Below are 16024 nucleotides of genomic sequence, written 5' to 3' on the forward strand. Positions count from 1 at the left end.
ATAAGGAAGCTCCAGTGTCGCCACGCGCTGCGAGCGGCGACATTTCCTCATCACAAGTGAGTAGTGTTACTGGCGGTAACCCCAACCCCCGTTTGTGGGAGGCGCCGGCGCTCTGCAATGGACACTTGCAACGCGGGCATCGTGTTTTTACGCCGTTGCAAGCCTCAGTTGCAGGCTGACGATGGCCGTAAGCCGGCCGGGATACAGTCCTACTCATGCCCCAAAGAGCCAAGCGCAGGGCATTGGGTGTACGCCTGCGCCTAGCCAGACTAGAAAATCGCCTTTCGCAAACTGAAGTAGCAACCGAGTGCAGAGTGAGTCATCAAGCGGTGTCCGGCTGGGAAGCTGGAAGAGCCAGCATCAGCGCGGTGCGATTGGGGGAACTGGCCACCCTCTACGGGGTGTCCACGGACTACCTGATTTTTGGCATTGGGGACATTGACCTGGCGGTGGGCGTGCGGCAGTACTTCGACGTGATGCCGCCGGCCTTGCGAGACAGGTGCCTGATGATGTGGGCGTTGTTCGCCCGGCGCGGTGTACCTGGGCCGTGATAGCCCATCCATTTGGGCAACAAAAAACCCGCCGCAGCGGGTTGAGTTGGCGAGCTAGGGCGCAGAGCAAGCGGCGATTGGGCCCCTATTGGGGGCGAAGCTGTCTTTGTCCAACGGGAAGATGGTTGGCTTGTCGTAGCCGGTATTGGCGCTGGCTTTGAACTCGCCCTTTCCGGTCCCTCCTGTCGTAACCCACTTTCCCTCTTGAAACCGGTACTCAATACGGCTGGTGAAGCGTGTCGAACGCTCAGCAATGTCAACCTTGAGCGCGCCGGCCTCGCTTTCGGTTTCCGCTCGGCTGTTCGCCGTTACCTCAATGATCTGCACAAATGCTGAAAATGGTGACACGAGGGAGTCTGTTTTGCGGACGTCATAGGATAGTTCGCTCGGGGCTGAGACCACCTTGACCCATGCTTTCACGCGCTCATTGTAGAAAACGCGCTCAAGGGATTGCGACTCGAATGCCGTCTTGCAACGCTGGAGGATTGGCTTGAAGTCATCCAGTGGGCCGGCCACAGCGGCGCCGGCGACGGCCGCCACGGTGACAGTGGCGGCGATTGAGCGAATGAGCATGGCCATTCCTACCTCTACTGTTTGACCGGCTTGCGGTTGCTGCCCGGATCGTGAAGAACCCGTGGCACTGGCCGCATCAGCAAGGCAAGCAGGTCGGCGCGCTGCTGCTCGTCCAGCTGGCCCACCGCTTTGGCTGCGGCGACGACCCGCGCATTGCCGAACGGGTCTTTAGACCCAAACAGCAGCTCGTCCGCGCTCTTTCCAAGTTTTAGGCATAAGAGGTAGAGCTGGCGAACGGATGGGAAGTGGCGCTCCGATTCCCAGTCCGAGATGGTCTGGCGGGAAGCGTGCTTGCCGGCCGTTTCACCAAGGTCCGTGCCCAAGGCGGTCCCGGACAGCCCAGCGGCCTCCCGCGCCTCTTTCAGCCTGGCGCCAAAGCCGAGCTTCTTGTTTTGCGTGGTGTCGTTTGACAGCTGTGAGTCGGCAGTTGCCATTCGGGGAGCATAAGCAGGCTCGGCCAAATGAAAAAACGGTTGTATGGCACAACTTGACATTAAATGTCCGGTTGAACCATACTGCACAGATGACCTCATGGAATGTCCTATTCGAGCGCCGCGACGGGTTCCAGGCACGGCTTGGCCGCCGCCTGGCGCTCTCTCGGCAGACCATCAACGAATGGCCCACCAAGGGCATTCCCATCCCGTACTGCGCGGGCGTCGAGGCTGAGTGCAAGGGCGAATACCGCCGCTGGCACTTCCGGCCGGCGGACTGGCACCTGATCTGGCCCGAACTGATCGGCACCGACGGCGCGCCCGAGCCTGCCCCCGCGCAGGTCGAAGGGCAGGCCGCACATGGCTGAAGCCCGCCCTTGGCCCTTCATGGTCAGTGCTTCGGCATGCCCGTCCCCTCTTGTGGTCCGGACTCCAGATACCGCACCTGTTTTTGCAGTGCCTCGATCAGCTCTCGGGCCTGTTGCAACGTCAGGGCATATCGCGGCGACTGGTGGGCGTCTTCCACGCGCTGCGTCTGGTGCGTCAGATACGAAAGCCGGCACATGACAACCCCATACGCGCTGATCGGCGCCAGCTCCCAGCCTGTGACTGGTGCCAAAGGCAATTCTTCCTTTTCCATGTCTGCCCCTTCCGCTGATGGTCGTGTGAAGACCTCCATCGTAAGTCGGGGAGGGCGGGCGCCTTTTCGAGTTCATGCCAAGCAGTTTGCAGGCTGAACCCCCGCCTGTCTTTCACAACTATTGAGGAGTCTCGCTATGGATGTCCAAACAGCAGCGCAGAACGTGGCCGAGGATTACAAGGGCGCCGGCGGCAGTGGCGCAAAGGCCTTGGCCGCCGACATCGACAAGAACGGCACGACGTTCGCCCACCAGCTGAGCGAGACCGGCGGCGCGGTCCTGGGCCTGCGCACTGCCGTGAAGATGACCCTGCGCAGCAAGGACCTGCGCATCCTCAATGCCTTCGCCTCCGAGGCCGGCTGCATGGTGTTCCCGCTGCCTGAAACCCTGAAGGTCGAAGGCAACGGGACCATGCAGGACCTGGGCGACACCGTGCGCGAGTTCGGTGAGGTGATCCAGGAGATCAGCGCTGATTCTGTGGACGGCGAGTTTTCGGCCAATGAGGTGCAGCGCATCGAGCGCGCCTGGGGTGAGCACATCGCCGCCGGCCAGCGAATGATCGCCAACATCCGCGCCAAGCACGACGCCGGCAAGGCCAAGCTGCAGAGGGTCGCATGAGCAAGCACCCCAAGCCCCGCAACTGGCGCGCCTTCCCCATGACAACGCCGACCAGCCACCGCGGCTCCATCAGCATCCCGAGCGGCGCACAGGCGCAGAAGGATGCAGACAAGCGGGCGCGGCTGGTGGGCAAGCCCCTGGGGACGGTATGACCGCCGCCGCCCACGCCGCCGCGCCCAGCCGCGCCCAAACAGCCCAGCCACACCCTGAAACAGTGGCCCAGCTGTCGACCAACTTCGACGCCGACCACAAGGCCCGCAACAGCGACCCTGAGACCAGCAAGGCAGCAGCACGGCGCACGGTGCACTTCGCCACCAGCCACGCCGGCCGCATCCTGCTTGCGCTGCAGCAGCACGGGCCGATGAGCCCGAAGCGGCTTTTCGACTTCACCGGCCTGAGCGTTGTCCAGATCGACCGCCGCCGCCTTGAACTTATCCGGGCCGGCCTGGTGCGCATCAAGAAGGCCGACGACGGCGCCACGATGACGCACGACGGCTGCGAGATCCTGGAGGCGGTGCGGGCGTGAACTTCTACAAGCGTTTTATTGGCGATATTACGGCCAAAACTGGCGGGCTTTCCATGTCACGAATGGGCGCCTACGACCGCTTGCTGGATCACTACTTTTCCACCGAGCAACCCATCGCGCCCGATGAGGTTTACAGCATCTGCCGCGCCATGAACAAGCAGGAGCGGACTGACGTAGATCATGTCCTGGCTCGCTTCTGGTCCCTCTCACACGAGGGCTACACGCAGAGCAAGGCCGACGAGGTGATCGCCAAAGCTCTGCCTCTGATCGAGGCCGCCAGGGCGAACGGGAAGAAGGGCGGAAGGCCCAAGAAACAGAACCCAGACGAAACCCAGCCGGTTTCTAAAAATAACCCAGCGGAAACCCAGAGCGAACCCAGCTCGAAAGCTACCCAAAGCCAAAGCCAGATACCTACTTCTGCCAAAGTAGGTAAGAGCGACAAGCGCTCATCGCCCCTGTCATGCCCCGATGACGTTGAGCAGCAGACCTGGACCGACTGGCTGGACCTGCGCAAACGCAAGAAGGCCAACGTCTCGGAGACGGTTGTTGCTGGCGCGCGGGAGCAGGCGGCGCTTGCCTTCCTCACCTTGGAGCAATTCCTGCGGGTCTGGTGCCTGCGCGGATCGCAGGGCCTGTTTGCCGATTGGCTCAAGCCCGAGGAACGCGGCCGGCCGCAGCAGACCGGGGAAACGGCGTGGCAGCGCAACCGGCGCGAGCGGGTCGCTGACCTGGCGCCCGGCATTGCCCGACAGGCCCCCGGCGCCCCGGCGCATCCCATCACCATCGACGAAGGAGCTGGCAATGTCGTTGCCCTTGCAAGCCGTTGACCGGCTGTTTACCCGCCTGACCGCCACCTATGGCCGTCAGTTCCTGGACCTGTACGAGGGCCTGGACAGCAACGCCATCAAGACCTCCTGGGCGCACGAGCTGTCCGGCTACACCACCCGGCTGGCGGATGTGGCCTGGGCGCTGGAGAACCTGCCCGAGCGCGCGCCCAACGCCATCGAGTTCCGCAACCTGTGCCGCAAGGCGCCCACGACCGACACGGTGGCACTGCCGGCGCCGCCGGCCGACCCGGCCCGCATCCGCAGCGAACTGGAAAAGCTGCGCCCGTTGATTGCGGCCGCTCGGGCTGTTGGTGGCAATGCGAACCTGGACTGGGCCCGCCGCATCGTGGCGAAGAAGGATGCGGGCATGAAGGTCAACGCGCTGCCGCTCAAGATGGCGCAAGAGGCGCTGGCGCGCAAGGGAGTGGCAGCGTAATGCCCGCAAAAGGATCTGGCGTGCAGACGGCTGCTGACCTGCAGGCCCGCTGCGATGTGAACGAGGTCACGGATTGCTGGCACTGGACCGGAGCATTGAGCGACGGCCACCCCCGCATGTGGATCTGGGATCACCGCTACGGCAAAACTCGCGTGGTAAGTGGGCCGCGCGGCGCCGCGCTGATTGGCGGCCTTGCGATGCACAAGGGCTGGCGCGCCTGGATGACTTGCGGCTGCAAGACCTGCGTCAACCCGGAGCATGTCGAAACCGGCACCACCAAGCAGTGGGGTGCATGGTGCCGCCAGGCCGGCGTCATGAAGAACAACCCCCGGCGCCGCGCTGCTGTGCGCCGCCGTTGGGCAGAGGAATCGCCGGAAAACTTCGCCATCGCCAAGGCGGTCCGGGAATCGGCCGAGACCGGCCTGGCCCTGGCCGCGCGCTTCAACAAGAGCCCGCAGACCATCAGCAAGATGCGCAACAGCGTGTCGTGGGCGCCGCTGGTCACGGTGTTCTCTGGCCTGGGGGCGCGATGACCAATGGACTATCTCACCGAGGTGCTGGCGCATCTGGCCTGGATGGCGAGGATGCCGGGGGCGAAGGCGCACGCATGGCACCGAGCGCAGGAACTGGCGAAGCTCGACCCGATGTTCGGGGATCTGCCGGCGCGGCTGACCGAGGCAATGCAATCGCACGCAGCATCCTTCGTTGGGCCCGTGGCCGCCAGCCAGACTTTGTGATCGGCGGGCAGGACGCGCCGTACCTGCGCCGCCACTGGCTGCTGCCGCGCAACCGCTTCTTCAACATCTACGTTCATGAGTTCCTGCGCAGCGATGACGACAGGGCGCTGCACGACCACCCGTGGCTTTTCAATGCCTCTTGGCTGATCGACGGCATGTACATGGAGCACACCATCGCGGCGGGCGGCGTGCGCCATGAGCATGTCCGCGTGGCCGGGGATTGGAAGTTTCGCTGGGGCCGCGCACCGCACCGGGTTGAGTTGTTCGACGCCGCCCCGTTCGTTTCAGGCATCTGCAAGCCGTGCTGGACCGTCTTCATCACTGGCCCTGTGGTGCGCACCTGGGGCTTTCATTGCCCCAAGCGTTGGGTCCCGTGGCAGGAATTCACCGATGCACGCGACAAGGGCTCCATCGGGAAAGGGTGCGGGGAATGAGCAACGACCGCATCACGTTGCCGCTGTGGAACCAGCAGCAAGGCTACCAAGCCGTCCTGCAAGCCTGGGCCTGGGCCAAGTCCATGCTGGCCGCTGGCCATCGGCTGGTTCTGGTTGTTCGCCGTGAAACACGCTCCATCAAGCAGAACGCCCTGATGTGGTCCTGCCTGACCGACTTGTCCAAGCAAGTCCAGTGGTTCGGAAAGACGCTGGACCCGGAAGGCTGGAAGGACTTCATCACCGGCCATCTGAACGGCCAGGAGCTGGTGCCCAACATGGACGGCACTGGCTTCATCAGCCTAACCAAAGGCCGCCACACCAGCGACATGACCATCGCGGAATGACCGCAGTGATTGACCTTTGCCACGCCTTTGGGGCGGACAAGGGCGTCAATTGGTCGAAGACCTCACTTGGAGAGCAGCAATGACCAAACCCACCACCCCTAACCCCTGGGGCCTGACTGCCCGCCAGTGCGAGGTGATCGCGCTGATCGTCGCTGGAAACAGCGCTAAGACCGCAGCCAGGGTTCTGGGTCTGAGCTTTCACTCAGTTGAAAAGCACATGCACCTCGTCAGAGAGCAGATGGGAGTGCACAGCGTGGTGCAGGCGGCGCTGAACTGGGACCGGCACCACCGCCCATTCAAGGACAGCCCCTGATGCTTCGCCGCACCCCAATGAACCGCACGGCCTTCAAGTCCGTCATGCAGGCCACCAAGCCCTGCGCGGTTTGCCATGGGCCATTTGTCCCTGCCCGCCCCATGCAGCGGGTCTGCGGGATGGTCTGCGCAAGGAAGGTGCCTGTCATCCAGCGAAAGCAGGAGGCGGCAGAAACCCGCGCCCGCAAGGAGGCCATCAAGAAGCCGAGCAAGTCCAAGGCAGAGGCGCAGGATGAGTTCAACAAGTGGGTGCGCGCCCGCGATGCGTTCCTGCCGTGCATCTCCTGTGGCACGGTAAACCCGCCGATGAAGCCGGGCGGGCAGTGGGATGCCGGGCACTTCCTGAGCCGTGGGGCATACCCAGAACTGGCCTTCAACGAGGACAACTGCCACAAGCAATGCAAGTCCTGCAATGCAGGAAGCGGCAAGTTCTCGCACAAGGCCCGCACCGTCAGCCAGGCTTATGAGGTGAATTTGCTGGCCCGCATCGGTGCCGATCGATTGGCTGCGCTCAAGGGGCCGCACCCGCCCGCCATGCGCTCGCAAGACGACTTCGAGCAGCTGAAGGTCACCTACCGCGCCAAGCTGAAGGCGCTCAAGGAAGGCCGGCCATGAACCTGCGCCAGATCAAGCGCCGCGCCTACGGGCGCAACAAGCAAGAACACTTCATGCGCCGCTTTTGCAGCCGCATCGTGTTGCGGATGGTGCAGCGCGCCTGCGATAGGGCCTACATGGCGGTGGCGCGCGCGATCCTGCGCCAGCAGCAGGAGTTCGCGGCGATGTTCCTTGCGGAGACCGAACAACTACTGGCCCAAGAGGCCGAGAAAGGCAACCTGTGAACCAACTCAATACCGCCTTCTGGGCCTGTTTGATCGTCGCCAACATCTGGATGGCCGCTGGCGACAGGCTGCAGGCCTGCATCTGGACTGCGCTCTCCACCTTGGCGTGGATTGCAGGCCGCCGCTGGTCCGGCCTCGCCGGCTTCTGGTCGAAGGTCTGGAGTCGCTAGCAAAACCATAGCGAAGAACGCACAGCAGCTATAACAAAACGGGACTCACCATGCTGGAAAACACAGACCGCCCAGGCCTCGATGAGCAGTACATCATGGCCACCAACGCCAGCGACCTGACCGTCGATCCTGACCGCACGGGCCCGGCTGACCACCTGATCGCGGCCGGCCTGGTGGGAAACCGCATGGGATCCATCCTGATCCACCTGGTGGGAGAGTGGGCCGCAGCGGACAAGCCCCCGAAGCTGGGCGAGCAGGAGATCGTCGCCATCGCGGAGCAGCTGCCCCGGCTCAATGGCAAGGGGAAGCTGGACATGAAGCGCGCGCGGGCCCAGGCCATCGCGGGCCGCGCGCGGGCGCTGCGCGAGTGCTACCTGACCCTGACCAGCCGTGGCGCCGCCCTGGCCATCATGGGCGAGTGGGCCATCCGCCGGGACGTCGACCCCGACCTCCTGAGCCCCACGCTGTACCGCTACCTTGCCCCGGCGTGCCCCGTGTGCGATGGCCTGGGCAACATGAAACTGCCGGATGCCCCGGCGCTCTGCAAGCAGTGCCCGGCCTGCAACGGGTCCGGCGTCTATGCCGTGGCGCTCGGCGGTGATCGGGTCATGAGCTGGCTCAAGGCCTGCGCCGGCAAGGCCAAGGCCCAGCGCGGAAACCTGATGTACGGCCGGGCCGAAGTCACCCCCATGGCCGACAGGCTGCGCGGGGAGATCGAGCCGGAGCAGTCCATCAAGGTGGCCGAGGCCATTGCAGCGGTGGCGCGGGAGAGCATGGACAACGTCTACAAGCCGAGGAAAATCGGGCCATGACTCAACAGCTTTTCACCGGCCCAGCGTCCCCCAAGGCGCTGGCCTTCATCACTGAATTGGCCGCCCTGTGCGAGCGCCACGGCGTCATGCTGACCACCTCCGGCTATGACGGCATGCAGGTCTGGGACCGAAAGCCGGAGGACCGTGAGCCGATCCACGCAGCGGGCATCGATGACATGACCGAGCAGCCGCCGCCGCCCGCGCCGCGCTTCAAGGTGGGCGACATCGTCCGCCAGTACCACACGGCCGCGAGGCTGACCTGGACGGATGCAGAGATCTGCTACGTGCACGGGAATGGAGCGATTGACGTTCAGGACGTGAAGACGGGCGCGGCCTACGGGTGGAGCGAGAGCATGGTGGAGAAGCCGTGACGGCACAGCAACAAAAGGCTTGCAGAGCTTGACGGACAGGGGCACAATCGCGCCCAACACCGCGAGCCGGTGTCCGCCTTATGAGGGCAGAACCTGTCGAACACTAGACGCCGGCGCAATTCCGGGTCGACCTGCGATAGACGAACTCGCCCTGAAGAATCCCAAGCCCGCCACTGCGCGGGCTTTTTCGTTTCCGGTGGAAGTAGCCGGTCAGGTGATGGCAAGGGATTGGGCGGAAGCCCTGCAAACCCCGGGTTGCGGATTCGCGGCCGACTGCCCCAGCCCTGGCCGCCTCCTGCACTGCAGGCCGCCGACCTATCCCGCCACCTCTCACCCAGCACGCCGCTTCATGGGCCGTCAGGCCTCTAGGCATAGGGTGAAGTGGCTACAGCCTTCGCAGCTCCAGTGGCACAGAGATAACGGCTGCATTCCCTGACGTAGCTCAGCGCGGTTCTGGCTCTCCCCAGGACAGGCGGGCGGGCAGGGACACCCACAAGGACGCGCCATGGAAGCAAACACCGCCTGCCTTGCTGTATCGGTGCTTGCTCTGTGCGCTGCCATGGTGGCCAGCTGGTGCGGCCCCGCCCTGGCTGACCCGTTCGACGTGCCGATGCCAGGCCCTGAGTCCATCCTGGACCACGGCCAGCCGCACGAGATGGCGGACAACACCTTCGGCTGCGGCAATCACTTCTACCGCGCCGACGGTTGCCCGAGCTGTGGCGCCAAGACGCCAGGCCCCCGGTGAAGCTCACCACCCTCAAGAGCACGCTGCCCCGCCTTCGCTCCACACTGCAGGGCCTGCCGGCCGCCGGCGACAACCGCATGAGGGGCCGCAAGGCAGTGAACCGCAGGGCTGCCCACCTCGCCCGCCAGCCCCTGTGCGTGGAGTGCGAGAAGGAAGGGCTGGTCACAGCCAAGGGCTGCATCGCCGACCACACGCTGCCCCTGTGGGCAGGAGGCAAGGACGAAGAGGCCAACCTGCAGACGCTGTGCCAGACCCCGCACCACGACGCCAAAAGCGCATGCGAGGCGGCCATGAGGGCGGCAGGGGGCTGGATGGCAAGGGCCTGCAACTGCGGGCAGCACCGCGCAACCTGACGCACCACGCTGGCGCAAAGGGGGAGGGGGGTCGAATCTTCCCGACCTTCCGACCCGGAAACCACATGGTTCCTCACGCGCAGATTATTTCCCTCCGTTTGAATTGAACAGAGGGCGAATTCAATAGGGAAATTCAAACATGGCACGAGGTGGAGCCCGCCCAGGGGCTGGTCGCAAGCCAAAAGATGGGGTCGAGGCCAAGCGGCCCCGGAAGAAGAAGGCCTTCACGGCTGCGGACGGCACGAAGACGGCTGACGCGCCTGAGAACTGGCCCTTCGGCCGCGCGCCTGAGGCCCCCGCACCTGCGCCGGCCCCCGAACCTGTCAAGCCTGTCGACCCGGATTCCGAAGACGGCCTGACCGACGAACAGCGGGCCGGCCTGGCGCCGCTCGATTACCTGCTGGCGGTCATGCGCAGCCCTGGTGCATCGAAAAGCGCCAGGCTCCAGGCGGCCATCCAGGCGGCGCCCTACATGCACGCCAAGCCGGCGCCGCTGGGCAAGAAGGAAGGCCAGAAGGACGCGGCCAAGAAGGCGGCCAGCAAGTTTGCGCCGGCCGTGCCGCCCCGCCTGGCGGTCGTCGGCGGTAAGAAGGGCTGACGGTGGACTGGTCGACGGCATGCCCGGACTGGGCAGAACGGCTGCTGGCCGGCAAAAGCATCATCCCGGCGCCGATCTATGTCGACCAGGCGGCGCGCGCGCTGGACATTTTCAAGGCCTTGAGGGTCACGGACCTGCCCGGCAAGCCCACTTTCGGCGAGTGCTCCGACCAGTGGGTATTCGACTTCGTGGCGGCCATCTTCGGCGCCAACGATCCCGACACCGGCAACCAGCTGATCCGGGAGTTCTTCCTCCTGATCAGCAAGAAGAACACCAAATCGACCATCGCGGCCGGGATCATGCTGACCGCGGTCATGGTCTGCTGGCGCGACGAGGAAGAGCACCTGATCCTGGCGCCCACGAAGGAGGTCGCCGACAACAGCTTCAAGCCGGCCGCGGCGATGGTCCGGGCGGACGAAGAACTGGCCGAGTTGTTCCATGTGCAGGACCACCTGCGGACCATCACCCATCGGATCACGAACGCCTCCCTGAAAGTGGTGGCGGCCGACACGGAAACGGTCTCTGGCAAGAAGTCCGGCCGGGTCCTGGTCGACGAGCTGTGGGTCTTCGGCAAGCGGGCGAACGCCGAAGCCATGTTCATGGAAGCCCTGGGCGGCCAGGTCTCGCGCGACGAAGGCTGGGTCATTTTCCTGACCACCCAGAGCGACGAGCCGCCGGCCGGAGTATTCAAGGAAAAGCTCCAGTATTTCCGCGACGTGCGCGACGGCAAGATCCTGGACCCGAAATCGCTGGGCGTGCTCTATGAGTTCCCCGACGAGATCATCCAGGCCAAGGGCTACCTGGACCCGAAGAACTTCCACCTCACGAACCCGAACATCGGGCGGTCCGTGAGCGCCGAATGGCTGGAGGACAACCTCAGGAAGAACCAGTCCAAGCAGGACGGCGCCTTCCAGCAGTTCCTGGCCAAGCACCTGAACGTCGAGATCGGGCTGAACCTGCGGACGGACAGGTGGGCGGGCGTGGACTTTTGGGAAGCGGCCGGCGACCGCAAGATCACGCTGGACTACATCCTCGATCACTGCGAAGTGGCGGTGATTGGCATCGACGGCGGCGGCCTGGACGATTTGCTGGGCCTCGCAGTCATAGGGCGCGAGCGCGACACCCGGCGGTGGCTGCTGTGGGCTCACGCCTGGGCACATGAGATTGTGCTGAAGCGCCGCCAGGAGATCGCCCCGAGGCTGCAGGACTTCGCCAGGGCGCGCGAGCTGACCCTAGTGGCCAGGCCGGGCGACGACGTCGACGGGGTTGCGGACATCGTTTGCCGTGTGCGCGACGCCGGCCTGCTGCCTGAAAAGCAAGGAATCGGCGTTGACGGCGCCGGCATTGCCGACATCGTGGACGCGCTGACGGGCCGGGAATTCACGACTGACCAGATCGTCGCCATTTCGCAGGGCTGGCGCCTCAATGGCGCAATCAAGACCATGGAGCGCAAGGTCGCCGGCGGCGAATTGATGCACGGCGCGCTGGACTTGATGGCCTGGTGCGTCGCCAACGCTCGCACAGTGCAGCAGGGCAACGCCATTTCGATCACGAAGCAGGCCAGCGGGACGGCAAAGATCGACCCGTTCATGGCGGCCGTCGATGCCGTGACGCTGATGGCCCTGAATCCGGTGTCCACCGGCAAATCCTTCTGGGAAACCGCCTGATGAAGCAAAAACTGCAGAAATTCGCAGCGAAGGCGGCCACCTGGGGGCCTGATGCGCTGATGGTGGGGGGCGCCGCGGGCGTTTCCTACGGTGCAGGGCTGGTGTACGTGCCCGCCGGATGGATCGTGGCGGGGTTGTTCTCGCTGGTGGCTGGCTGGATGGCCGCGCGGAGCGCCAAGTAATGGGGTTCCTGGCCGACGCTGTCGCCGAGCAGAAGAGCGCCGGCAATGTCTGGGAGCGCTGGGTGCAGCTGATGGACCTGGGCCGCCAGTCCAAGGCGGGCCCATCGGTCACGCTGGATTCCGCCTTCAGGGTGTCGGCCGCACTGGCTTGCATGCGAGAAATCTCGCAAGGGCTTGCCCAGGTTCCGTTCAAGCTGATGCAGGACTACGAAGAGGGCGGCCTGGAGCGCAAGCGCGCGGCCAGAAAGCATCCGGCATACAAGCTGATGACGGTCAGCCCGGACGGTCGCCTGACCTCCTTCGAGTTCATCGAAACAATGGGACTGCACGCGAGCCTGGGCAATGCGTATGCCTTCAAGGGCATGTATCGCGGCAAACTCGGCGAGGTTTTCCTTCTGGACCCGGCTCGCTGCCGCGCGGAACAACAGGAGGACTGGAGCGTTCGCTACTTTGTGCGCGGAAAGTCCGGCGAAGAGCAGGAAATTCCAGCCAGCCAGATCTGGCACCTGCGCGGGCCAAGTTGGAATGGGGTGCTGGGCCTGGATGTGCTGAATCTGGCGCGTGAGTCGCTGGGCCTGTCGATGGCACTGGAAGAAAGTGCGGCTTCGTTGCATGCCAACGGTGTGCGCCCGAGCGGGGTGTACTCGGTCGAGGGCACGCTGAACGACACGCAACAGAAGCAGCTGACAGCCTGGCTGAAGAAGGAGGCCGGCGCCAACAACACCGGCACCCCTTTGGTGCTGGATCGGGCTGCGAAATGGTTGTCCACGGCCATGACGAGCGTGGATGCTCAGCACCGCGAGATGCGTCAGGACCAGGTGGAGGACGTTTGTCGGTTTTTCGGCGTGCTGCCCACCATCGTGGGCTTCACCGGCGACAAAGCGAACACCTACGCAAGCGCCGAAATCATGGAAAACGCGCACAAGGTGCGTACTCTGGGCCGCTGGTACAAGCGCGTGCAGGACTCGGCCAACTTGCACCTGCTCACCGATGCCGACCGCGACAGCGGGCACTACTTCAAGTTCATCACGAATGCGCTGATGGCGTCGTCGGCCAAAGACCGCGGCGACTTCTACGCGAAGGCCCTGGGCTCTGGCGGATCGCCGGCCTGGATGTCCCAAGACGAGGTCCGCGCGCTGGACGACCTCGATCCGTTCGGTGGCGAGGCTGCCAAGCTGCCGCCGCTGCAAAACCAGGCCAAACCGGCCCCGCAAACGGCGTAAATCGCCCCCAAAACGACGTTCTGAGCCCGCTTTTGCGGGCTTTTTTACGCCCGAAAGGCCGCCATGGACAACCACCTGAAGACCCTGTCGAAGACGGAAAACGACCTCGTCGTCGGCAACTACATCGTGCTTTTCGGCGGGAAAGACCTCGCGGGCGAGTTTTTCACCAAAAGCACCCGCCTTGAGAGCGGCTACACCGATTCCGGCCTGCTGTACGTCGACTTCGAGCACGGTCTCGATCCCGACAACATGGGCATCGACGACTCGCACGTCCTCGGCGTGGTCGACTGGAAGAGCGCGAAGGCCGACGACAAGGGCGTCTTCGTCGAGCGCGTGCTCAATCGCCGCGCGAAATACGTCGACCTGCTGGTGGAAATGATCGAGGCCGGCCTGGTCGGCAATTCCAGCGAGGCGGTGCGCGGCAAGACCATGCGCAAGCGGGACGGCGAGATCACGCTGTGGCCGCTCAAGCGCGACACGCTGACGCTGACCCCCATGGAGCCCCGGATGCTGACGGAAAACGTCATGTCTGCGGCCAAGTCGCTGTTCGAGGTGTTCCCTCGCAGTCGCTCCCTTGCCGTTGCAACCGGCGCCGAAATTCCGGACGAGATCAAGACGATCCAGTCCATCCAAACCGTGCGAGATGCCGAGACCTACCTGCGGGATGCAGGTCGTTTCAGCCGGTCGCAGGCCGAGGCGCTCATTGCGCGCTTCAAAACGCTGTCTGCCCAGGGGGAGCCTGGCTCGGACGGTCAGTCCAAGGCGATCCAGCAAGCGATCGCAGTACTCACCTCCAAGTAAAGGAAATCCATCATGTCCGACATCAAGACGATCGACGACCTGGCGAAAGCCTGGGAAACGTTCAAGACCACCAACGACGAGCGCCTGAAGGCCGTCGAAACCGGCGCCAGCGCCAGCGACTTCGAGGCCAAACTGGCCCCGATCAACGCCGAAATCACCCGCCTGACCGATGAAGTCAAGGCCGCCGCCCTCAAGGCTGGCCGCCCCGGCGCTTCCCCGGAAAAGGCCGAGGCCGCCGAAGCCTCCCTGAAGTCTTTCAACCTGCGCCTGCAGGCCAACGCGATGGAAGCCGGCAAGTCGTTCGCGCCCGTCACGGCCGACCAGTACGCCGAATACAAGGCGGCCTGGGGCTCCTATGTCCGCAAGGGCATCGACGGCCTGACCGAAGCCGAAAAGAAGACGATCAATGTGGGCACCTCCACGCAGGGCGGCTTCCTGGTCGGTGAAGAGATGGAAGCCGGCATCGACCGTGTCGTGCACCGCTACAGCGCCATGCGCCAGGTGGCCCGCGTGATCCCCATCGGCTCGGCGAGCTACAAGAAGCTGGTGAAGACCTCCGGCACCTCCGGCGCCTCGCGCGGCGGCGAGAACACCACGCCCAGCAATGGCGGCTCGCCGCAATGGGCCGAGCTGGAGTTCAAGCCGGGCACCTACGTGTCCGAGCAGCGCATCACCAGCGAAGCCCTGGAAGACGCCACGCAAGACGTCGGCGCCGACCTGGAAATGGAAATGGGCATCGAGTTCGCCGAGATGGAAGGCACTGACTTCATCGGTGGCAACGGCATCAACGGCCCCCGTGGTCTGACCGACTACGAGAACGTCGCCAATGCGTCCTACGCCTGGGGCAAGATCGGCTACGTGGCTTCCGGCCACGCCTCCAGCTGGGCTGCGGCCAACCCGTCCGACTACCTGATCGACCTGGTGCATGGCCTGAAGCGCCAGTACCGTGCCGGCGCCTCGTTCCTGATGAACGACGCCACGCTGGGCTCGATCCGCAAGCTGAAGGACGGCCAGGGCAACTACCTCTGGGGCATGACGAAAGACTCGTTTATGGCCGGCGCTGTGGGCACCCTGCTGGGCTACAACGTCGTCACCGACGACTTCATGGCCGACATCGGTGCCAACGCCTTCCCCATCGCCTTCGGCGACTTCAAGCAGGCCTACTACGTGATCGAGCGCAAGGGCATCGCTGTCCTGCGTGACCCGGCCACGGCTTTCCCGCACGTTCGCTTCCTCGCTCGCCGCCGCGTCGGTGGCGGAGTGGCGAAGTTCGAGGCCGTCAAGCTGTTCAAGATCGCCACCTCCTGATCCATCAGGCCACGCCGCCGGGTTCTCCGGCGGCGCTCCCCACACTCAATTTTTCAAGGAATTCGCCATGAAAGACCTCATGAACCTGATCGACGTCAAGCGCGTCATCAGCCCCGTGTCCGTCGCGGACACCACCGCCCAGGTGGGCCAGATCATCGACCGCAAGGGCTTCGATGGCCTGACCTACCTGATCGCCACGGGCTCCATCGCCGACGCCGACGCCACCTTCACGGTGCTGCTGGAAGAGGGCGACGTCGCCAACCTGAGCGACGCGGCCGCGGTTGCCGACGCCGACCTGATCGGCACGGAAGTCCTGGCGGCCTTCCAGTTCGATGATGACAACGAATGTCGCAAGCTGGGCTACAAGGGCAGCAAGCGTTACACGCGCCTGACCATCACGCCGGTGGCCAACGCCTCGGCCGCGGTCCTGGCTGCGGTTGCCGTCCTGTCCGGCCCCCAAGCCGCGCCGACCGCCAACCCGCCCGCCTGATCACCAGGCTTCTGCGTGAAGAGCCCTCTCCGGAGGGC

Annotated in this window: 29 protein-coding genes; 26 read left to right on the forward strand and 3 right to left on the reverse strand. The window is 64.5% G+C overall.

Going from position 1 to position 16024, the window contains the following annotated elements; translation table 11 throughout:
* Window positions 1–215 precede the first annotated feature (215 nt).
* Window positions 216–551: a helix-turn-helix domain-containing protein gene (locus tag Q0632_RS22375; protein ID WP_367181190.1), complete on the forward strand. Its 336-nt coding sequence runs from the start codon at window positions 216–218 to the stop codon at window positions 549–551.
* 54 nt (window positions 552–605) lie between these two features.
* Here the strand turns inward: Q0632_RS22375 and Q0632_RS11360 are convergent, their stop codons facing one another.
* Both Q0632_RS11360 and Q0632_RS11365 read right to left on the reverse strand, forming a co-directional pair.
* Window positions 606–1124: a hypothetical protein gene (locus Q0632_RS11360; RefSeq protein ID WP_298929154.1), complete on the reverse strand. Its 519-nt coding sequence runs from the start codon at window positions 1122–1124 to the stop codon at window positions 606–608.
* Between the two features lie 14 nt (window positions 1125–1138).
* A complete protein-coding gene (locus Q0632_RS11365) occupies window positions 1139–1558 on the reverse strand; it encodes a helix-turn-helix transcriptional regulator (RefSeq protein ID WP_298929157.1) in 420 nt (139 codons plus the stop codon).
* An 89-nt stretch (window positions 1559–1647) separates the two neighbouring features.
* Between Q0632_RS11365 and Q0632_RS11370 the strand changes: the two genes are divergently transcribed.
* Window positions 1648–1923 (forward strand): YdaS family helix-turn-helix protein, encoded by a 276-nt coding sequence (locus tag Q0632_RS11370; RefSeq protein ID WP_298929159.1) that lies wholly within the window; start codon window positions 1648–1650, stop codon window positions 1921–1923.
* A 23-nt stretch (window positions 1924–1946) separates the two neighbouring features.
* On the opposite strand, the gene Q0632_RS11375 is transcribed toward Q0632_RS11370, so the two are convergent.
* Window positions 1947–2195 (reverse strand): hypothetical protein, encoded by a 249-nt coding sequence (locus Q0632_RS11375; protein WP_298929161.1) that lies wholly within the window; start codon window positions 2193–2195, stop codon window positions 1947–1949.
* 136 nt (window positions 2196–2331) lie between these two features.
* Here Q0632_RS11375 and Q0632_RS11380 point away from each other — a divergent pair, with 136 nt between their 5' ends.
* The 24 genes from Q0632_RS11380 to Q0632_RS11495 all read left to right on the forward strand — a co-directional run bounded on the left by Q0632_RS11380 (window position 2332) and on the right by Q0632_RS11495 (window position 15986).
* Window positions 2332–2811, forward strand: a complete 480-nt coding sequence (locus tag Q0632_RS11380; protein WP_298929163.1) for a phage regulatory CII family protein — start codon at window positions 2332–2334, stop codon at window positions 2809–2811.
* The gene (locus Q0632_RS11385) at window positions 2808–2963 is read left to right on the forward strand and encodes a hypothetical protein (RefSeq protein ID WP_298929165.1); all 156 of its coding nucleotides are present in this window, start codon (window positions 2808–2810) and stop codon (window positions 2961–2963) included. Before Q0632_RS11380 ends, Q0632_RS11385 begins: the two co-directional genes overlap by 4 nt.
* Window positions 2960–3337, forward strand: coding sequence for a hypothetical protein (locus Q0632_RS11390; RefSeq protein WP_298929168.1), 378 nt, complete (start codon window positions 2960–2962; stop codon window positions 3335–3337). Before Q0632_RS11385 ends, Q0632_RS11390 begins: the two co-directional genes overlap by 4 nt.
* Window positions 3334–4164, forward strand: a complete 831-nt coding sequence (locus tag Q0632_RS11395) for a YdaU family protein (protein WP_298929171.1) — start codon at window positions 3334–3336, stop codon at window positions 4162–4164. Before Q0632_RS11390 ends, Q0632_RS11395 begins: the two co-directional genes overlap by 4 nt.
* The gene (locus Q0632_RS11400; protein WP_298929174.1) at window positions 4139–4600 is read left to right on the forward strand and encodes a hypothetical protein; all 462 of its coding nucleotides are present in this window, start codon (window positions 4139–4141) and stop codon (window positions 4598–4600) included. The genes Q0632_RS11395 and Q0632_RS11400 overlap by 26 nt, the downstream gene beginning before the upstream one ends.
* Before the next feature lie 95 nt (window positions 4601–4695).
* On the forward strand, window positions 4696–5133 hold the full coding sequence (locus Q0632_RS11405) for a hypothetical protein (RefSeq protein ID WP_298929177.1): 438 nt from the start codon (window positions 4696–4698) through the stop codon (window positions 5131–5133).
* A 3-nt stretch (window positions 5134–5136) separates the two neighbouring features.
* Window positions 5137–5337, forward strand: coding sequence for a hypothetical protein (locus Q0632_RS11410; protein ID WP_298929180.1), 201 nt, complete (start codon window positions 5137–5139; stop codon window positions 5335–5337).
* Entirely contained in the window at window positions 5334–5771 is a 438-nt protein-coding gene (locus Q0632_RS11415; protein WP_298929183.1) for a hypothetical protein, read from the forward strand. Before Q0632_RS11410 ends, Q0632_RS11415 begins: the two co-directional genes overlap by 4 nt.
* Entirely contained in the window at window positions 5768–6115 is a 348-nt protein-coding gene (locus tag Q0632_RS11420; protein ID WP_298929186.1) for a recombination protein NinB, read from the forward strand. Before Q0632_RS11415 ends, Q0632_RS11420 begins: the two co-directional genes overlap by 4 nt.
* 79 nt (window positions 6116–6194) lie before the next feature.
* Complete coding sequence (locus Q0632_RS11425; protein ID WP_298929189.1) at window positions 6195–6428, forward strand: response regulator transcription factor; 234 nt, start codon at window positions 6195–6197, stop codon at window positions 6426–6428.
* Window positions 6428–7042 (forward strand): recombination protein NinG, encoded by a 615-nt coding sequence (locus Q0632_RS11430; protein ID WP_298929192.1) that lies wholly within the window; start codon window positions 6428–6430, stop codon window positions 7040–7042. Before Q0632_RS11425 ends, Q0632_RS11430 begins: the two co-directional genes overlap by 1 nt.
* Window positions 7039–7266, forward strand: coding sequence for a hypothetical protein (locus tag Q0632_RS11435; protein ID WP_298929196.1), 228 nt, complete (start codon window positions 7039–7041; stop codon window positions 7264–7266). The genes Q0632_RS11430 and Q0632_RS11435 overlap by 4 nt, the downstream gene beginning before the upstream one ends.
* Window positions 7263–7436, forward strand: coding sequence for a hypothetical protein (locus Q0632_RS11440; protein WP_298929198.1), 174 nt, complete (start codon window positions 7263–7265; stop codon window positions 7434–7436). The genes Q0632_RS11435 and Q0632_RS11440 overlap by 4 nt, the downstream gene beginning before the upstream one ends.
* Before the next feature lie 50 nt (window positions 7437–7486).
* The gene (locus Q0632_RS11445; protein ID WP_298929200.1) at window positions 7487–8248 is read left to right on the forward strand and encodes a hypothetical protein; all 762 of its coding nucleotides are present in this window, start codon (window positions 7487–7489) and stop codon (window positions 8246–8248) included.
* Window positions 8245–8619 carry a hypothetical protein gene (locus Q0632_RS11450; RefSeq protein ID WP_298929202.1) on the forward strand — a complete coding sequence of 125 codons (375 nt, stop codon included), beginning with the start codon at window positions 8245–8247 and terminating at the stop codon, window positions 8617–8619. The genes Q0632_RS11445 and Q0632_RS11450 overlap by 4 nt, the downstream gene beginning before the upstream one ends.
* A gap of 505 nt (window positions 8620–9124) precedes the next feature.
* Complete coding sequence (locus Q0632_RS11455) at window positions 9125–9364, forward strand: hypothetical protein (protein WP_298929206.1); 240 nt, start codon at window positions 9125–9127, stop codon at window positions 9362–9364.
* Window positions 9361–9717 (forward strand): HNH endonuclease signature motif containing protein, encoded by a 357-nt coding sequence (locus tag Q0632_RS11460; protein ID WP_298929208.1) that lies wholly within the window; start codon window positions 9361–9363, stop codon window positions 9715–9717. The genes Q0632_RS11455 and Q0632_RS11460 overlap by 4 nt, the downstream gene beginning before the upstream one ends.
* 139 nt (window positions 9718–9856) lie before the next feature.
* Window positions 9857–10315 (forward strand): hypothetical protein, encoded by a 459-nt coding sequence (locus Q0632_RS11465; protein ID WP_298929213.1) that lies wholly within the window; start codon window positions 9857–9859, stop codon window positions 10313–10315.
* 2 nt (window positions 10316–10317) lie between these two features.
* Window positions 10318–11982, forward strand: a complete 1665-nt coding sequence (locus tag Q0632_RS11470) for a terminase large subunit (protein WP_298929216.1) — start codon at window positions 10318–10320, stop codon at window positions 11980–11982.
* Complete coding sequence (locus Q0632_RS11475; RefSeq protein ID WP_298929219.1) at window positions 11982–12164, forward strand: hypothetical protein; 183 nt, start codon at window positions 11982–11984, stop codon at window positions 12162–12164. Before Q0632_RS11470 ends, Q0632_RS11475 begins: the two co-directional genes overlap by 1 nt.
* Window positions 12164–13387, forward strand: a complete 1224-nt coding sequence (locus Q0632_RS11480; RefSeq protein WP_298929222.1) for a phage portal protein — start codon at window positions 12164–12166, stop codon at window positions 13385–13387. Before Q0632_RS11475 ends, Q0632_RS11480 begins: the two co-directional genes overlap by 1 nt.
* A gap of 63 nt (window positions 13388–13450) precedes the next feature.
* Window positions 13451–14188: a hypothetical protein gene (locus Q0632_RS11485; protein ID WP_298929224.1), complete on the forward strand. Its 738-nt coding sequence runs from the start codon at window positions 13451–13453 to the stop codon at window positions 14186–14188.
* Window positions 14189–14200: 12 nt separating this feature from the next.
* Entirely contained in the window at window positions 14201–15496 is a 1296-nt protein-coding gene (locus Q0632_RS11490; RefSeq protein WP_298929226.1) for a phage major capsid protein, read from the forward strand.
* A gap of 67 nt (window positions 15497–15563) precedes the next feature.
* Window positions 15564–15986 carry a hypothetical protein gene (locus Q0632_RS11495; protein WP_298929228.1) on the forward strand — a complete coding sequence of 141 codons (423 nt, stop codon included), beginning with the start codon at window positions 15564–15566 and terminating at the stop codon, window positions 15984–15986.
* Window positions 15987–16024: the final 38 nt, after the last annotated feature.

The sequence above is a fragment of the uncultured Ramlibacter sp. genome (assembly GCF_936925435.1).
Taxonomy (GTDB): domain Bacteria; phylum Pseudomonadota; class Gammaproteobacteria; order Burkholderiales; family Burkholderiaceae_C; genus Ramlibacter.

Coding starts and splice junctions, on each gene's coding strand:
- Q0632_RS22375 (WP_367181190.1), top strand. CDS start 216: ATGCCCCAAAGAGCCAAGCGCAGGGCATTGGGTGTACGCCTGCGCCTA.
- Q0632_RS11360 (WP_298929154.1), bottom strand. CDS start 1,124: ATGCTCATTCGCTCAATCGCCGCCACTGTCACCGTGGCGGCCGTCGCC.
- Q0632_RS11365 (WP_298929157.1), bottom strand. CDS start 1,558: ATGGCAACTGCCGACTCACAGCTGTCAAACGACACCACGCAAAACAAG.
- Q0632_RS11370 (WP_298929159.1), top strand. CDS start 1,648: ATGACCTCATGGAATGTCCTATTCGAGCGCCGCGACGGGTTCCAGGCA.
- Q0632_RS11375 (WP_298929161.1), bottom strand. CDS start 2,195: ATGGAAAAGGAAGAATTGCCTTTGGCACCAGTCACAGGCTGGGAGCTG.
- Q0632_RS11380 (WP_298929163.1), top strand. CDS start 2,332: ATGGATGTCCAAACAGCAGCGCAGAACGTGGCCGAGGATTACAAGGGC.
- Q0632_RS11385 (WP_298929165.1), top strand. CDS start 2,808: ATGAGCAAGCACCCCAAGCCCCGCAACTGGCGCGCCTTCCCCATGACA.
- Q0632_RS11390 (WP_298929168.1), top strand. CDS start 2,960: ATGACCGCCGCCGCCCACGCCGCCGCGCCCAGCCGCGCCCAAACAGCC.
- Q0632_RS11400 (WP_298929174.1), top strand. CDS start 4,139: ATGTCGTTGCCCTTGCAAGCCGTTGACCGGCTGTTTACCCGCCTGACC.
- Q0632_RS11410 (WP_298929180.1), top strand. CDS start 5,137: ATGGACTATCTCACCGAGGTGCTGGCGCATCTGGCCTGGATGGCGAGG.
- Q0632_RS11420 (WP_298929186.1), top strand. CDS start 5,768: ATGAGCAACGACCGCATCACGTTGCCGCTGTGGAACCAGCAGCAAGGC.
- Q0632_RS11425 (WP_298929189.1), top strand. CDS start 6,195: ATGACCAAACCCACCACCCCTAACCCCTGGGGCCTGACTGCCCGCCAG.
- Q0632_RS11430 (WP_298929192.1), top strand. CDS start 6,428: ATGCTTCGCCGCACCCCAATGAACCGCACGGCCTTCAAGTCCGTCATG.
- Q0632_RS11435 (WP_298929196.1), top strand. CDS start 7,039: ATGAACCTGCGCCAGATCAAGCGCCGCGCCTACGGGCGCAACAAGCAA.
- Q0632_RS11445 (WP_298929200.1), top strand. CDS start 7,487: ATGCTGGAAAACACAGACCGCCCAGGCCTCGATGAGCAGTACATCATG.
- Q0632_RS11450 (WP_298929202.1), top strand. CDS start 8,245: ATGACTCAACAGCTTTTCACCGGCCCAGCGTCCCCCAAGGCGCTGGCC.
- Q0632_RS11455 (WP_298929206.1), top strand. CDS start 9,125: ATGGAAGCAAACACCGCCTGCCTTGCTGTATCGGTGCTTGCTCTGTGC.
- Q0632_RS11465 (WP_298929213.1), top strand. CDS start 9,857: ATGGCACGAGGTGGAGCCCGCCCAGGGGCTGGTCGCAAGCCAAAAGAT.
- Q0632_RS11475 (WP_298929219.1), top strand. CDS start 11,982: ATGAAGCAAAAACTGCAGAAATTCGCAGCGAAGGCGGCCACCTGGGGG.
- Q0632_RS11480 (WP_298929222.1), top strand. CDS start 12,164: ATGGGGTTCCTGGCCGACGCTGTCGCCGAGCAGAAGAGCGCCGGCAAT.
- Q0632_RS11485 (WP_298929224.1), top strand. CDS start 13,451: ATGGACAACCACCTGAAGACCCTGTCGAAGACGGAAAACGACCTCGTC.
- Q0632_RS11490 (WP_298929226.1), top strand. CDS start 14,201: ATGTCCGACATCAAGACGATCGACGACCTGGCGAAAGCCTGGGAAACG.
- Q0632_RS11495 (WP_298929228.1), top strand. CDS start 15,564: ATGAAAGACCTCATGAACCTGATCGACGTCAAGCGCGTCATCAGCCCC.